The organism is Exiguobacterium sp. s193 (genome assembly GCF_018618755.1).
GTDB lineage: Bacteria > Bacillota > Bacilli > Exiguobacteriales > Exiguobacteriaceae > Exiguobacterium_A.
In genome coordinates this window covers 38,187-52,581 of the sequence record NZ_JACSMR010000005.1, presented here as the reverse complement: position 1 = coordinate 52,581, position 14,395 = coordinate 38,187, and the positions used below count along the sequence as shown (strand labels likewise).

General features: G+C 48.1%; 14 protein-coding genes. 12 read left to right on the top strand and 2 right to left on the bottom strand.

The genetic code is table 11. The features are described from left to right. Window positions 1-2: 2 nt before the first annotated feature. The 10 genes from panB to nth all read left to right on the top strand — a co-directional run bounded on the left by panB (window position 3) and on the right by nth (window position 9,500). Window positions 3-842 (top strand): 3-methyl-2-oxobutanoate hydroxymethyltransferase, encoded by an 840-nt coding sequence (gene panB / locus KNQ04_RS08390; RefSeq protein WP_214849390.1) that lies wholly within the window; start codon window positions 3-5, stop codon window positions 840-842. Beyond that, a complete protein-coding gene (panC, locus tag KNQ04_RS08385; RefSeq protein WP_214849388.1) occupies window positions 839-1,669 on the top strand; it encodes a pantoate--beta-alanine ligase in 831 nt (276 codons plus the stop codon). Before panB ends, panC begins: the two co-directional genes overlap by 4 nt. Before the next feature lie 2 nt (window positions 1,670-1,671). Beyond that, window positions 1,672-2,055, top strand: a complete 384-nt coding sequence (gene panD, locus KNQ04_RS08380) for an aspartate 1-decarboxylase (protein WP_214849379.1) — start codon at window positions 1,672-1,674, stop codon at window positions 2,053-2,055. A 102-nt stretch (window positions 2,056-2,157) separates the two neighbouring features. Continuing rightward, window positions 2,158-4,971 (top strand): ATP-dependent DNA helicase DinG, encoded by a 2,814-nt coding sequence (gene dinG, locus KNQ04_RS08375; protein ID WP_214849377.1) that lies wholly within the window; start codon window positions 2,158-2,160, stop codon window positions 4,969-4,971. 61 nt (window positions 4,972-5,032) lie between these two features. After that, window positions 5,033-5,203 carry a YpmA family protein gene (locus KNQ04_RS08370; protein ID WP_012370646.1) on the top strand — a complete coding sequence of 57 codons (171 nt, stop codon included), beginning with the start codon at window positions 5,033-5,035 and terminating at the stop codon, window positions 5,201-5,203. Then, window positions 5,200-5,667, top strand: a complete 468-nt coding sequence (locus KNQ04_RS08365) for a hypothetical protein (RefSeq protein WP_214849374.1) — start codon at window positions 5,200-5,202, stop codon at window positions 5,665-5,667. The genes KNQ04_RS08370 and KNQ04_RS08365 overlap by 4 nt, the downstream gene beginning before the upstream one ends. Before the next feature lie 16 nt (window positions 5,668-5,683). Continuing rightward, on the top strand, window positions 5,684-6,865 hold the full coding sequence (locus KNQ04_RS08360) for a pyridoxal phosphate-dependent aminotransferase (RefSeq protein ID WP_214849371.1): 1,182 nt from the start codon (window positions 5,684-5,686) through the stop codon (window positions 6,863-6,865). Window positions 6,866-6,894: 29 nt separating this feature from the next. Continuing rightward, window positions 6,895-8,184, top strand: a complete 1,290-nt coding sequence (asnS, locus tag KNQ04_RS08355; protein WP_152638933.1) for an asparagine--tRNA ligase — start codon at window positions 6,895-6,897, stop codon at window positions 8,182-8,184. Between the two features lie 71 nt (window positions 8,185-8,255). After that, a complete protein-coding gene (locus tag KNQ04_RS08350) occupies window positions 8,256-8,834 on the top strand; it encodes a DnaD domain-containing protein (RefSeq protein ID WP_029330601.1) in 579 nt (192 codons plus the stop codon). Between the two features lie 3 nt (window positions 8,835-8,837). Beyond that, window positions 8,838-9,500, top strand: coding sequence for an endonuclease III (nth, locus tag KNQ04_RS08345; protein ID WP_214849369.1), 663 nt, complete (start codon window positions 8,838-8,840; stop codon window positions 9,498-9,500). Between the two features lie 108 nt (window positions 9,501-9,608). Here the strand turns inward: nth and KNQ04_RS08340 are convergent, their stop codons facing one another. Next, window positions 9,609-10,517 carry a DUF3800 domain-containing protein gene (locus KNQ04_RS08340; RefSeq protein WP_251136952.1) on the bottom strand — a complete coding sequence of 303 codons (909 nt, stop codon included), beginning with the start codon at window positions 10,515-10,517 and terminating at the stop codon, window positions 9,609-9,611. Between the two features lie 119 nt (window positions 10,518-10,636). Beyond that, the gene (locus KNQ04_RS08335; RefSeq protein ID WP_214849367.1) at window positions 10,637-10,930 is read right to left on the bottom strand and encodes a DUF1798 family protein; all 294 of its coding nucleotides are present in this window, start codon (window positions 10,928-10,930) and stop codon (window positions 10,637-10,639) included. Between the two features lie 74 nt (window positions 10,931-11,004). Between KNQ04_RS08335 and recU the strand changes: the two genes are divergently transcribed. After that, window positions 11,005-11,619: a Holliday junction resolvase RecU gene (gene recU / locus KNQ04_RS08330; protein WP_214849747.1), complete on the top strand. Its 615-nt coding sequence runs from the start codon at window positions 11,005-11,007 to the stop codon at window positions 11,617-11,619. Window positions 11,620-11,651: 32 nt separating this feature from the next. After that, window positions 11,652-14,291 (top strand): transglycosylase domain-containing protein, encoded by a 2,640-nt coding sequence (locus KNQ04_RS08325; protein WP_214849365.1) that lies wholly within the window; start codon window positions 11,652-11,654, stop codon window positions 14,289-14,291. Window positions 14,292-14,395: the final 104 nt, after the last annotated feature.

Below are 14,395 nucleotides of genomic sequence, written 5' to 3'. Positions count from 1 at the left end.
ACATGCATACCATGACACCCTTATTAAAAAAACAAGCGGCGGGTGAAAAACTCGTCATGTTGACGGCATATGATTATCCGTCAGCGAAATTAGCAGAAGCAGGCGACGTCGATTTGTTGCTAGTCGGCGACTCGTTAGGCAATGTTATTTTAGGCTACGATTCAACGATTGCGGTGACGGTCGAAGACATGATTCACCATGCGCGCGCGGTCCGTCGCGGTGCACCGAAGACATTTATGGTCGTCGATATGCCGTTTGCGAGCTATCACGGTTCATTTGACCGGACGCTTGACGCTGCTGCACGAATTTTCCAAGAAAGTCAGGCCGACGCCTTGAAACTTGAAGGGGCAGGTGACATCTTGACGACGATTCGTCGTTTAACGGACGCTGGGATGCCTTGTGTCGCCCATCTCGGTTTGACACCTCAATCGGTAGGTGTCCTCGAAGGTTTCAAAGTCCAAGGGAAATCGCTTGCTGCTGCGGAACAGTTGATTGCCGACAGTTTGGCGGCGGAACAAGCAGGTGCGAAGATGCTCGTCTTAGAATGTGTCCCACACCAACTGGCGAAACGTGTCAGCGAGTTACTTCAGATTCCAGTCATCGGGATTGGTGCCGGGGCTGACGTCGACGGACAAGTCCTGGTTTACCACGACCTTTTGACGTATGGTGTCGGACGACTGCCGAAGTTCGTTAAAGCCTACACGGACTGGAACACGTCAGGTACTGAAGCGATTGCAAGCTACGTCGAAGAAGTGAAGCAAGGGACATTCCCGTCGCTTGAACATACGTTCACGATGGACGAGGAATTGATTGATTCGCTTTATGGAGGCGATAAGAAATGAAGGTCATTCAAGACATTCAAGAATTGCGACACGAATTAGCCTCCTACGACTCCATCGGATTTGTGCCGACGATGGGATTTCTTCATGAAGGACACGGCTCATTACTCGAACAGGCGCGTCGAGAAAATGAGATCGTCGTACTGAGTATTTTTGTTAACCCGACACAGTTCGGACCAAACGAGGATTTAGAGCGGTATCCGCGTGATGAACAACGCGATCAACAATTGGCACGCGCAGCGGGCGTCGATTATTTATTTTATCCGACGAATGAAACGATGTATCCGCTCGATATGGCGCGGGTGACAGTCAGAACGGGCGACGACGTCCTATGCGGTGCGTCGCGCCCCGGACATTTCGATGGTGTCTTGACGGTCGTCAGTAAATTACTAAACATCGTCCATCCGACACGTGCTTACTTCGGTCTGAAGGACGCCCAGCAGTTGGCGTTGATTGAAGGATACGTCGCGGACTATTTTGTCCCGGTCGAGATTGTACGCTGTCCGATCATTCGGGAAGAAGATGGACTTGCGAAATCCTCTCGGAACGTCTATTTGTCTGAGCAGGAACGCGGCCAAGCACCACGTCTCCAACAAGCACTTCAGGAAGCGAAACATTTGCTTGAAACAGGGATGCCGGTCGAAGAAGTCGTCGAACGGACGAAAGACGCCTTACGTCTAGAAGGAACGGAACTTGATTATGTCGATGCCGTCGCGTATCCGACACTCGGACCTGTCTCGTCAGATACACAAACGATTTTACTTGCCGTCGCCGTTCAGTTTCAATCGGCGCGGTTGATCGATAATTTACTTTATACGAGAGGAGCATGATTATGTTACGGACATTCATGCACGCTAAATTACACAAAGCCCGCGTGACGGAGGCCAATCTCCATTACGTCGGATCGATTACGATCGATGAAGATTTGCTTGATGCGGTCGGTATTTTTGAAAATGAAAAAGTACAAGTGACGAACAACCAAAACGGGGCGCGGATTGAGACGTATGCAATCAAAGGCGAACGTGGCTCAGGCGTCATTTGTTTGAATGGTGCGGCAGCTCGTCATTTCCAGGTTGGAGATGAAGTCATCATCATGGCCTATGCCCAGTTGACGAATGAAGAGATTCTCGTGCACACCCCAAAAGTTGCCGTGCTCGACGAAACAAATAACATCAAACAGATGCTTTCTCAAGAAATCGCGCATACGATCTTATGAAATTCAGAGACCCGGAACACATTCGGGTCTCTATTTTTGTTAAGATGAAACAGGAGACGCAAGACACGTATTAGATGGATGGTTAAAGGTGGAGGATAAGTCGTGGAGAAGAAGTTTGTAGTAATCGACCTAGAGACGACAGGTCACTCGATTAAAGCCGGAGATGAAATGATAGAGATTGGCGTAGCAGTCGTCGAACAAGGGAAAGTGACAGAACGTCTATCTGCTTTCGTTCGACCGAAAAAACCGATTCCGCCGTTCATTTCCCAGTTGACGGGCATATCCGACCAAGACGTCGCAGATGCGGAAACGTTCGATACGATCGCACCACGGGTCTTGTCGATGTTAGACGGGGGAATCTTCGTCGCGCATAATGTCCAGTTCGATTTAACATTTTTAAATGAAGCGCTTGAAGAAGAAGGCTACTTACCGTATACAGGTCCTGTCATCGACACCGTCGAACTGGCGCGGATTTTATTACCGACAGAAGAAAGCCATTCCTTGTCTCATTTGACGGAGCGCTTGAATTTGACGCATCAGGAAGCACACCGGGCAGGGAGCGATGCTGAAGCGACAGCAGAACTATTGCTTGAGCTGTTAGGTCGACTTCGAAAGTTACCGCTCGATACATTAAAACAATTGCGTCGGTTGTCTGCTAAATTGTTCAGTTCGATTGAGGACGAAATCGATTTGGCGATTCAAGCAGTCGGAATCGAAGCCGATGATCGGTTCGACTCCTTCCGAAAAATCGTCTTGAAGAAACGACTAGCGACCGAGATAATGCCGACCCGGTCAGAGTTACAACCGTTCGGTCCCTTCGTCGATCACTTGAATCAAGAAGTGTTCCCGAAATTATTCAACGGCTACGAACAGCGGACGGGACAGCTTGAAATGATGCGCCATGTCTATCAATCGCTTGACCAAGAAGTGCCGTTGCTCGTCGAAGCCGGTACAGGAACTGGGAAATCTCTCGGCTACTTAGTCCCGGCCGCGCATTACGCGATTGAACATGAGACGCCGATCATCGTCAGTACACATACGATTCAACTGCAAGAACAATTATTTGCCCGTGATTTACCACTCCTGCGTCAGTTATTTGAAGCACCGGTCGAAATCACGTTGCTGAAAGGGCGAAATAATTACATCGATTTACGGAAGTTTGAATTTTTCTTAAATGAGACGGAGGAGCCGTATAACTTTACGTTAGCGAAAGCAATCTTACTCGTCTGGTTGACAGAGACGTCGACCGGGGATTTGGAAGAAGTCAGTCTTCCGGGTGGCGCTGCCCAAGGCAATATCGCCATCAAACAATTGATTCAGTCGGACAGCCAGTCGCAACTCGGACGGTTCGATCCGTGGTACAGCCGGGATTTCTTCCAACATGCCGTCCGTCGGGCGAAAGACGCAACAATCATCGTCACGAACCATGCGTTGTTGTTCAGCGACATCCAATATGAGGCGGGTGTTTTGCCCAAAAATTGCCCGTTGATTTTGGACGAGGCGCATCAAATCGAAGAAGTCGCCAGCCATCACTTCGGACTCGTCTTTGACGGACATTCATTCGACCGGATCTTTAGACAACTTGGTTTTTCGTCCGAAAAGAAACTGTTGACCCGAATCGTCAACTTATCGGATCAATTCGATTTGACGGAATTGGTCGAAGCGCATAGTGAGGTGATTGACGAAACGATGACGGAATTGATTGAAGAGGCGGATAATTTGTTGATGATCATTCAAGCCTACGGCCTCGATCTTTCTTCGCGTAAGGAACGACGGGAGGGACGTGTCACTGTCCGCTTTAAGCGTCTCGATCACTCGATGCGTTCCGTCCAAGAGAGCGCGAAACGGGTCGAACTCGTCTTGCGCCGGCTTCGGCAAGCGATTCGTGCGATCCATAAGTTATTCCATGACCAACGGGAACAGATGAGTTATCGTGAACGATCGGTCGTCGCCGATCTGAAATCGGTCATCGGTCAAATCGAAGATGTCGAGCATGCGATTTTTGAGACGATGCTCGCTCCGCATGACGAAACCGTGTCTTGGATCGAGACGACTGCAAAGAATCGGAAACTGACCCGGATTTATACGCAACCGATTGATATCTCGGACCGTCTCTACCGCGAGGTCTTCTCGAAGCGGACCAGCATTTTGACATCAGCAACACTGACGGTCTCAAATAAATTTCAGTTCATCGAGAAACGACTTGGCTTAGGAGAACTCGAGACACGACGGTTCATCGTTCCGTCACCGTTCGGTTACGCCGAGAAGGTACGGCTGATGGTTCCGACGGACTTGCCGTTACTACAAGACGTCCCACCTGCGAAATATGCCGAGACGATTGCGGAAGCCATCATCGAAATCGCCGAAGTGACGGAAGGGCGGATGCTCGTTTTGTTCACATCCAATGATATGTTGCGGCAAACACACGATGCGACGAAACAAGCACTCCCGGCGCGCTTTACGTTACTTTCGCAAGGCATCACGCAAGGGTCACGGCAACGGCTGATGAAGCAGTTCAAACAGCTCGATGCCTGCATTCTCTTTGGAACAGCAAGTTTTTGGGAAGGAATCGACGTTCCGGGAGACGACTTAAGTTGTCTCGTCATCGTTCGCCTGCCGTTTGCGCCGCCCGATCAACCGATCGTTCAGGCACGCTCGGAACAAATCGAGCAGCAGGGGAAGTCTTCCTTCTTTGAATACAGTTTACCGCAAGCCATCATTCGCTTTAAACAGGGGTTCGGCCGCTTGATCCGGACGACGAATGACCGTGGAGTCGTCTTTGTCTTCGATCGACGCATCGAGACGACGCGGTACGGAAAACGATTTATTTCGAGTTTGCCAAACGTACCTGTGTTATCAAAACCACTCCAAGAATTGACGGCAGAACTTGAATTGTTCTTGAATGATACGGATTGAGTCTATTAAAATAACCATTATCGCATTATAATAGGTTAAGAAAAATGAGGGAGGATATAAGATGGATTCGAAAATCGAGACGCTCGCGACGGTCAAGGTCAATCGCCATGACGATACGTACAAAATCGTAGACTTATTGAATCGCACGTTAAAAACTGAGGATTTAATGTTTGGTCTAGCTTTGGATGAAAAGGATAAGGAGCAGATGGTCTTTACCATCTACCGCACATGAAGTGGAAAGTCATCATCGGCTTGCTTGCAATCGTCCTTATCGTCACAGTCGTCAGCACGGGCATCTACCAGCTGACGGTTGCTGAAGCGAAGGGACGGGAGCAAGAGGTCGTGTTGCAGGCAGAAAAGCGGTTGAAACAAGAGCTGACACCTGACACGGTGACATTCGAAAATGTCTTTAATGGACAGACACAATACACGGTCTTTTCGATGAAAAAAGATGGGACAGCGCTTCGGGCGTTCGTTCCGGCGAAAGGGAAGATTGAGACACGTCCCGTCAAAGACGGGATGAAGATTGCCGATGTCATTCGACAAAATGGGAATCAAGGGAAAATCGTTTCGTCTAAATATGGATTTGAAGAGCGGGCGCTGATTGAAATCGTCACCGAGACGGCGTCCGGTTATGATTATTCGTACTATACGTACCAAGAAGGATCATTCATCAAACGACTACGGATCAACTAAAAAAGGAGTGTGCGATATGTTATCAAAACGCGTACAACAATTGACGCCTTCTACAACACTCGCCATCACGGCGAAAGCGAAGGAATTACGTGCATCTGGTCAAGATATCATCGGTCTTGGTGCCGGTGAACCGGATTTCAATACACCGGAATTCATCATTCAAGCGGCATTTGCGGCAGCTGAAGCCGGTGATACGAAGTATACGCCTTCAGGCGGAACAGTTGCGTTGAAAGACGCGATTATCGAGAAGACACGTCGCGATTTGTGGGTATCTTACGATCGATCAGAAGTCATGGTCGCATCTGGTGCGAAACATGCGTTATCGACACTCTTCCAAGCAATCCTCGATCCGGAAGATGAAGTCATCGTTCCTGCCCCATACTGGGTCAGCTATCCGGAACAAATCAAGTTGAGTGACGGCGTGCCGGTTATTTTAGAGACGACGGAAGCCTCACGTTTCAAAGTGACGCGTGCGTTGCTCGAGCAACACATCACACCGAAAACAAAAGCAATCGTCTTGAACTCTCCGTCGAACCCGACCGGCATGGTCTACACGAAAGAAGAGTTAGAGATGGTAGCAGAGATAGCGATTCAACATGACATTCTCGTCATCAGCGATGAAATTTACGAAAAATTACTGTATAACGGTGTGACACACTTATCGATTGCGACACTACCAGGAATGCGGGAACGGACCATCATCATCAATGGTGTCTCGAAGTCGCATGCGATGACGGGCTGGCGGATTGGTTATGCGATCGGACCGAAAGCAATCATCGGCGCGATGACGAACCTTGCGAGCCATTCGACGTCGAACCCGACATCAATCGCGCAAGCCGCTTCAGTCGCGGCCTACGAAGAAGGGGATGCTCCAGTCGAAGCGATGCGTGTCGTATTCGAAGAGCGGCTCGAACAAATTTATGATCGGTTGATTCAGATTCCCGGATTAACGTGCCTGAAGCCGGAAGGTGCCTTCTACTTGTTCCCTCATGCGTTGAAGGCAGCAGAGATGTGTGGGTATGCGAACGTCGATGACTGGTGTACAGCCGTCTTGTCGGAAGCAAAAGTAGCCTTGATTCCAGGTTCAGGGTTTGGTGCACCGGAATACGTCCGGTTATCATATGCAACGGATCCAAAGCGTGTCTTAGAAGCACTTGACCGGATTGAAGGATTTATCGCGGCTCGTACAGCCGTTTAACTTAGAGAGGATGTTGACTTTTGAAAGCAATGATTCGAGATGTAGCAAAACATGTGGGAGAGGAAATCACGATTGGCTGTTGGTTAGCGAACAAACGCTCAAGCGGTAAAATCGCCTTCCTCCAGTTACGTGACGGTTCCGGTTTCATGCAAGGTGTCGTCGTCAAAGAAACAGTCGGAGAAGACTTATTCAAAACAGCCAAAGGCTTGACGCAAGAATCCTCACTTTGGGTGACAGGTGTCATCAAATCAGATGGTGAGCGGACAGCACTTGGTCATGAGATGGAGATTACGTCAATCGAAATCATCCATGAAGCAATCGACTACCCGATTACACCAAAAGCACATGGAACAGATTTCTTGATGGACAACCGTCACCTCTGGTTGCGGTCAAAACGCCAGCATGCCGTCATGGTCGTTCGAAATGAATTGATCCGTGCGACATACGAGTTCTTTAACCAAGAAGGATTCATCAAAGTCGACCCGCCAATCTTGACGGGCAGTGCACCGGAAGGAACAACCGAGTTGTTCCAAACGAAATACTTCGATGAAGATGCGTACTTGTCGCAATCGGGTCAACTCTACATGGAAGCGGCAGCGATGGCACTCGGGAAAGTCTTCTCATTCGGTCCGACATTCCGTGCTGAAAAATCAAAAACACGTCGCCACTTGATTGAGTTTTGGATGATGGAGCCGGAGATGGCATTCTACGACCACGAGATGAACCTCGAAGTCCAGGAAAACTATGTCTCGCACCTCGTTCAGTCCGCCTTGAAGAACTGTAAAGCGGAACTGGAGTTGCTCGGTCGTGATTTAACGGTTCTTGAAACGATTCAAGCGCCATTCCCACGCGTCCGGTATACGGAAGCAATCGATATGTTAAAAGAACAAGGATTCGACGACATCGAATTCGGAGATGACTTTGGCGCGCCACATGAAACAGCGATCGCAAACAGTTTTGCCCGCCCGGTCTTCATTACGCACTGGCCGAAAGCGATCAAACCGTTCTACATGAAAGAAGATCCGGAAAACCCGGGATTCGTTCTGTGTGACGACTTGATTGCCCCGGAAGGTTACGGTGAAATCGTCGGTGGTTCGCAACGTGAAGAAGATTACGACAAATTGCTTGCTGATATGAAAGAACATAACTTGGATGAGACAGGCGCTTACAAATGGTATCTTGAAACACGCAAGTATGGTTCAGTACCACACAGTGGCTTTGGTTTAGGACTTGAACGGACCGTCGCTTGGATCACAGGTGTCGAGCACGTCCGGGAGACAATTCCATTCCCACGTCTACTCAACCGGTTGTATCCGTAATTTAGACTGAAATCGACCCATCGTTTAGACGGGTCGATTTCTTGCTTAGACTAAAGAATCGAGGAAGTGTCATGAATCATAATTTAATCCAACTTTTCGAAGAAGGGACCGTCGTCCTTCCGAAACGATTGTTCACGGAAGCGAAGCGGCTTGGAATCAGTTTTGTCGAGTTCACGTTAATCGGTCAACTGTTCGCTTGTCGTGCTGAAGGGATGGAGATGCCGTCGCCAGAGGAACTGAGTAACCGACTTGGCTTGTCAGAGACGGAAACGATCGAGACGACGCTTGGTTTGTTACAAAAGGGGTTGCTCGCGATGGAAAACGTCGCTGGATCGGAACGGTATTCGTTAGTCCCCCTGTATGAAAAATTGATGGCACCACCGGAACAAGAGGCACCGAACTTCGATACGATCAATCCATCCGTCTTCCAACAATTCGAACGGGAACTCGGAATGATGTCGCCGTTTCAAATGGAACAAATCATCCAGTGGCTGACGATTGAAAACATCGCAGAAGAGTTAGTGCTTGCTGCACTGCGGGAAGCAGTTTACCATAATGTCCGGAAAATGACTTATATCAATCAAATTTTGCGGACGTGGGAACGCGAGGGCATCAAGACGCTTGAAGACCTTGCGACACGGGGAGGGTGAATCATGTTACGTCTAGCAGAAATCGAACGGATTGAACAAACACTTGAAGAGATGTTCCCGGATGCTTTTTGTGAACTGATTCATCAAAACCCGTTTGAACTCGTCGTGGCCGTCGCCCTGAGTGCACAAGCGACGGACGTGCTTGTCAACCAAGTCACGCCGGGGTTGTTTGCCGCGTATCCGACGCCAAACGACTTAGCAGCGGCACCCGTCACTGAAATCGAAGAGAAAATCAAGCGGCTTGGTCTCTATCGCAATAAGGCGAAAAACATCAAGGCTCTCGCGGAACGTCTCGTCACGCTGCATGACGGGGAAGTACCGACGGACCGTGCCGGACTCGAAGCCTTACCTGGCGTCGGACGAAAAACAGCGAACGTCGTGTTGTCGGTCGCGTTCGACGTCCCTGCGTTCGCTGTCGATACGCATGTCGAACGGGTCTCAAAACGTCTTGGCATCTGCCGCTGGAAAGATAACGTCACGCAAGTCGAGGCCACCTTGATGAAACGATTCAAGCGGGAACGCTGGTCGAAGCTTCACCATCAATTCATCTTCTTCGGACGGTATCATTGTAAAGCGCAACGCCCGAACTGCCCTGCATGTCCGCTACTCGACATGTGTCGGGAAGGGAAAAAACGGACGAAAGGGACAACGATTCCTGTCGACTGAACGCAGTCACTTTATTCAACATCGATCAAAAAGGATAGCCCGTCTTTGAGAGATTCAGCTCTCAAAAACAGGCTATCCTTTTTTTCTAAAGTGAATGTCACGAAACGATCAGCCGTTCCAAGGTGTATCGGACCATTCCCGGCGTTTTTTCGTAATCGGGACTTTTTTGAATCCCCAGTTCCGGAAATCTTGATCGGGACTATCACGACGGATGTAAATCTTGTCTTTAATGGCTTTAAAGATTCGGTTTTCGTCCCCGTAATGGACAAACCGTGGTTTTACCTCGATCACGCCACGACGTACACGTGATAGGGGGAGGCAGACGAGGTCAGCAATCTCAAGACCGGATTGGTAGAGGTCGCTATCCTTTTCGGCAAAGATAAAGCCTTTGATTTTTTGACGACTTTTTTCGACATCAAGATGGACTGTTCCAGAGTTGAAGATGTCGAAGAATGCTTTTTGGATCAATAAGTTTTGGTAGTCATCGCGACTTTCGAGAACGACACGGGCACTCGTCGCCTCCGTCTCTTCTAAAAAGGCGTAGAAGGATTTCATCAAGTGTGCAAACGCGACGACGTAAGGATCTTTTGGGGTAGAGAAAAAATCCTGTAACTTTTGTTTATCGACTTCGACACTGACGATCGTACAGTCGATATCGACTAAGAAGTCCGGTAGTGCGACCCAAAAATGACGTAACATGTCAATCGTAATGCCATCTTCTTTTCCATAAGGATGCTCTGCCTTCAAGATTTCTTTTAAGTGGAGCGGGATGTGCGGGTCTTCAAACACGCTTGACTTAAATTCCATCAAGCGTTTTCGTAACGGACTCGGCTCACCCGTCTCGTCGGAGTCGATGGCATATTTATATTCCATCAAGACACCGGTCAAATTAAATTGTGTGTTGCCTTTGGGTGTACCCGTCTCATCGACGAACATGACGTATTTTTTCGCAGTGTTGTTCGACGCTCTAGGAATCATTTTTGATTCATGGCGCGAATTCGATTTAGGTGTTGCCAATCAGATTCCTCCTCGCGCGGTTCTGCAGGACCAGTCTCGACTGTCTGCTACACTATACTGTGTACGACAAGTATACCAAGATTTCCTGCTAAAAAAAGTAAAACCTCGAGTGAGAGGAATCACTGCATCAGTTGATCGATATAACGAACAGACTTAATCGTTTCGTTAAACCGCTTCAAACTTGTTTTCGGTTGAAAGGCTTGAACTGACAGTTGTTTCAGTTGATCGACGGCACTTTCGACCATCGCCGGTCGTAAATAAGGACTGTTTTGTGCGTTTCGTTGCCAATCGGCGATGAGTACATCTGCCTGTTCGACAAATGGAATCACATCCTTATTAAAGTCATATTCTGTTCCTGCGCGTCCTGCTTGATAAATGCGCTCGATTTCTTGAAGTAACGGTTCAATTGTCATTTGTTTTTAACTACTCCTCTCGGCCGATACGATACAATCACATATCATGGTACAATAAACGCGATAGGAGGGGAATCGATTTGAATTATCCGAACGGTAAAAAATTTCAAAAGCCTCTCGAACCGAATGGAACGAAGATGAAAAACCCACGGGCGAATGCATCGACGTTTTCGAACCGAGGGATGAAGCTTGAAAAATTAATTAATGAAAGTAATACGTTTTACTTGACGCATAATCGGGCAATTATTCACAAGAAGCCGACCCCCCTTCAAATCGTCCAGGTCGATTACCCGAAGCGGTCTGCCGCTGTCGTCAAGGAAGCCTATTTTAAGCAACCGTCGACGACAGACTACAACGGCGTCTATCGCGGAAGATATATTGATTTTGAAGCAAAGGAAACGAATCATAAGACCTCCTTTCCACTCAAGAACTTCCACCCCCACCAAATCGAGCACATGCGAAAGTGCGTCGCACATGGAGGAATTTGTTTTGTCATCATTCGATTCAGTATGTATAATGTGCAATATGTGCTTTCAGTCGAGCACGTGTTCCCCTGGTGGGAACAATTGGAAACGGGTCGAAAATCAATTCCGCTCGACCAAATTGAACAACATGGTATAAAAATCAAGACAGGTGCGTTCCCTGCAATTGATTATCTAGAGGCAGTGGACGAGTTATATTTCACTTGAGAAACTTACGGATTGAAGGAGAAGGATAGCATATGGAAAGAAGTCGTGTCGCACGTCGTGAAGAAACAAAGACGTCAGCCAAACAATCGAACCGGACGAAACGTCCGAAAAAGAAGAAGACGGGTAGCTCGGGTGGTTCTGGAAAAGGTCCCTTATTTAAAAAGTTATTATTGATCGCGATGGGACTCTTCATCTTAATGATGCTGATCGGTGGTGGCTTCGCTGCGTATGCGATCTCGACCGCCCCAGAGCTCGATGAGACGAAGTTGCGTGATGCGCTTCCTTTGAAAATCTATGCCAGTAACAAAGAAGAAATCAAACAAGGTGGCACGAGTCGTGAGTACGTCTCGATCAAAGAAGTCCCGGATGTCGTCAAAGACGCGTTCATTGCGATCGAAGACCGACGTTTCTATCAACATAACGGGATTGACTTCCGCCGTCTAGGTGGCGCAATCCTCGCAAACATCACCGATGGTTTCGGCTCGGAAGGGGCCTCGACGATCACACAACAGGTCATTAAACAATCATTCTTAAGTTCTGAAAAAACGATTACCCGTAAAGTACAGGAACAATGGCTTGCGATTCGTTTAGAACAAGATTATACAAAAGATCAAATCTTAGAGATGTATTTAAACAAAAACTATTATGGTCAAAACGCATTCGGGATTCAAACAGCTTCGAAAGCGTATTTCAACAAGCCGGTCGATAAGTTGAATTATGCAGAAGCAGCGATGCTTGCCGGACTTCCGCAACGTCCGACGGCGTATGACCCAATCAAGGGTGACCCGAAATTAACGAAATGGCGTCAAACGCAAGTGTTGAACGCGATGCTGACGACCGGTGTCATCACGCAGAAGCAACGTGACCAAGCGGTTGATCAAAAAATCTCAAAATTGATTGATCCGGCACCGAAGTCGACGACAGATGCATCGTACGACAGTGTCATCTTCGATATGGTGTCAAAAGAACTAGAAGATGTCTTTGGACTTGAAGGAAAAGACATTTATGGACAAGGACTGAAAATCTATACCTCGATTGATAAACCGATGCATGATTACATGAATGAAGTCATCAAAAAAGACGAAGTCGTTCAATTACCGGATTATGCGGAAGCTGCAGCGACTGCCGTCAATACAAAAACGGGTGAAATTTTGGGTGTCGTCGACGGGAAAAACCCGGGCGAAGATACGGCACGGCGAAACTATGCGAATGAACCGCACCAACCGGGTTCGTCAGCGAAACCGTTCTTTGCATATGGTCCAGCGATTGAAAATGAAAAATGGTCGACAGCGAAACAAATTACGGACCAAGAAACAAAAATTAACGGAAAAACGATTCAAAACTATTACGATGGTTACAAAGGATCGGGTACGATGCGGAACTGGCTGAAGATTTCTGCCAATACACCGGCGATTCAAACGTTCCAAGAAATCGGTGGCGATGCGGTCGAAACCTTTGCCGCTAAATCTGGTTTAGCATTAGAAAAAGACGAGTCGATTTCTCCGGCATACGCGATCGGTGGGATGAAACATGGCTTTAACACGACCGAGATGGCAGGTGCTTATGCGACACTCGGGAACGGTGGCGATTACATCAAACCGCATATCATCAAATCGATTGAGTATAGTGATGGTTCAAAAATCAAATCACCGATCAAATCGAAAAAAGCAATGGAAGATTATACAGCCTACATGCTGACAGATATGCTTCGTGACGTCTTAAAGCCGGGCGGAACATTCCCGACAGCGGGACTTGCTTTTGACGCAGCAGGAAAAACAGGAACGACGAATGCCTACAAGGATGTCTGGTTCGTCGGCTACACGTCAGACGTCTCGATTAGTGTGTGGACAGGGACGACGAAATCCGGAAACAATAACGGCATCGGACTTGAAGGACAAACTGAAAGTAGAATGGCGCAAAACTTATGGAAAGATTTTGTGACGAAAACACGTGACCGGACACCTGCTCCGTTCGAACAACCAAGTTCTGTCTTAAGTATCGGTGATGAATTGTATGTCAAAGGAACAAAGGAGCCGGTCGTCGAAAAAAAGGCCGTACCAGCTCCGACTGGGTTGCAAGCTTCTTACGATGAAGATTCGCAATCGGGTGAGCTGACTTGGAATTACAATGATTCAGCGTTACGGACGAATGGTTATGATAGTGTGACGTTTGAAATTTCGATGAAAGACCCGGACGGCAAGACATCGGTTCTCGGGACAAGTTCGACGAACCGGATCAGCATCAATGGTCTAAAACCGGGACGGACAGAATTTAGCCTTGTTGCAAAAGCATCCGGGGAAGAGTCCGGACCAGTTTCAACATCCGTGACAATTGCGGAACCTCAGACGGACGAACCGGCGACGGATGAACCTCAGACGGACGAGCCAACGACGGATGAACCGACGACGGATGAACCGACGACGGATGAACCTCAGACGGACGAACCTCAGACGGATGAACCTCAGACGGACGAACCGACGACGGACGAGCCGACGACGGACGAGCCGACGACGGACGAACCGACGACGGATGAACCGACGACGGATGAACCAACGACGGACGAATCGGCGACGACACAATCAACCGATCCAAAAGCAAAAAAAGATGAAGCAAAAAAACAAGCGAAAAAAGATCAAAAAGATAAAAAAAGTGATTCACAATCCGCGCAATAAGATTCATATACACGAAACAAAGGTCAAGACTGGAGCAGCGAACCTGTTGCTTCAGTCTTACCTCTTTTTTTTTTGTATAATGAGTAGAGAAGGAAGGAAGTGAG

Excerpts from the sequence above, each read along its gene's own strand:
- panB (WP_214849390.1), top strand. The coding sequence starts at position 3 with ATGCATACCATGACACCCTTATTAAAAAAACAAGCGGCGGGTGAAAAA.
- panC (WP_214849388.1), top strand. The coding sequence starts at position 839 with ATGAAGGTCATTCAAGACATTCAAGAATTGCGACACGAATTAGCCTCC.
- panD (WP_214849379.1), top strand. The coding sequence starts at position 1,672 with ATGTTACGGACATTCATGCACGCTAAATTACACAAAGCCCGCGTGACG.
- KNQ04_RS08370 (WP_012370646.1), top strand. The coding sequence starts at position 5,033 with ATGGATTCGAAAATCGAGACGCTCGCGACGGTCAAGGTCAATCGCCAT.
- KNQ04_RS08365 (WP_214849374.1), top strand. The coding sequence starts at position 5,200 with ATGAAGTGGAAAGTCATCATCGGCTTGCTTGCAATCGTCCTTATCGTC.
- KNQ04_RS08360 (WP_214849371.1), top strand. The coding sequence starts at position 5,684 with ATGTTATCAAAACGCGTACAACAATTGACGCCTTCTACAACACTCGCC.
- asnS (WP_152638933.1), top strand. The coding sequence starts at position 6,895 with ATGATTCGAGATGTAGCAAAACATGTGGGAGAGGAAATCACGATTGGC.
- KNQ04_RS08350 (WP_029330601.1), top strand. The coding sequence starts at position 8,256 with ATGAATCATAATTTAATCCAACTTTTCGAAGAAGGGACCGTCGTCCTT.
- nth (WP_214849369.1), top strand. The coding sequence starts at position 8,838 with ATGTTACGTCTAGCAGAAATCGAACGGATTGAACAAACACTTGAAGAG.
- KNQ04_RS08335 (WP_214849367.1), bottom strand. The coding sequence starts at position 10,930 with ATGACAATTGAACCGTTACTTCAAGAAATCGAGCGCATTTATCAAGCA.
- KNQ04_RS08325 (WP_214849365.1), top strand. The coding sequence starts at position 11,652 with ATGGAAAGAAGTCGTGTCGCACGTCGTGAAGAAACAAAGACGTCAGCC.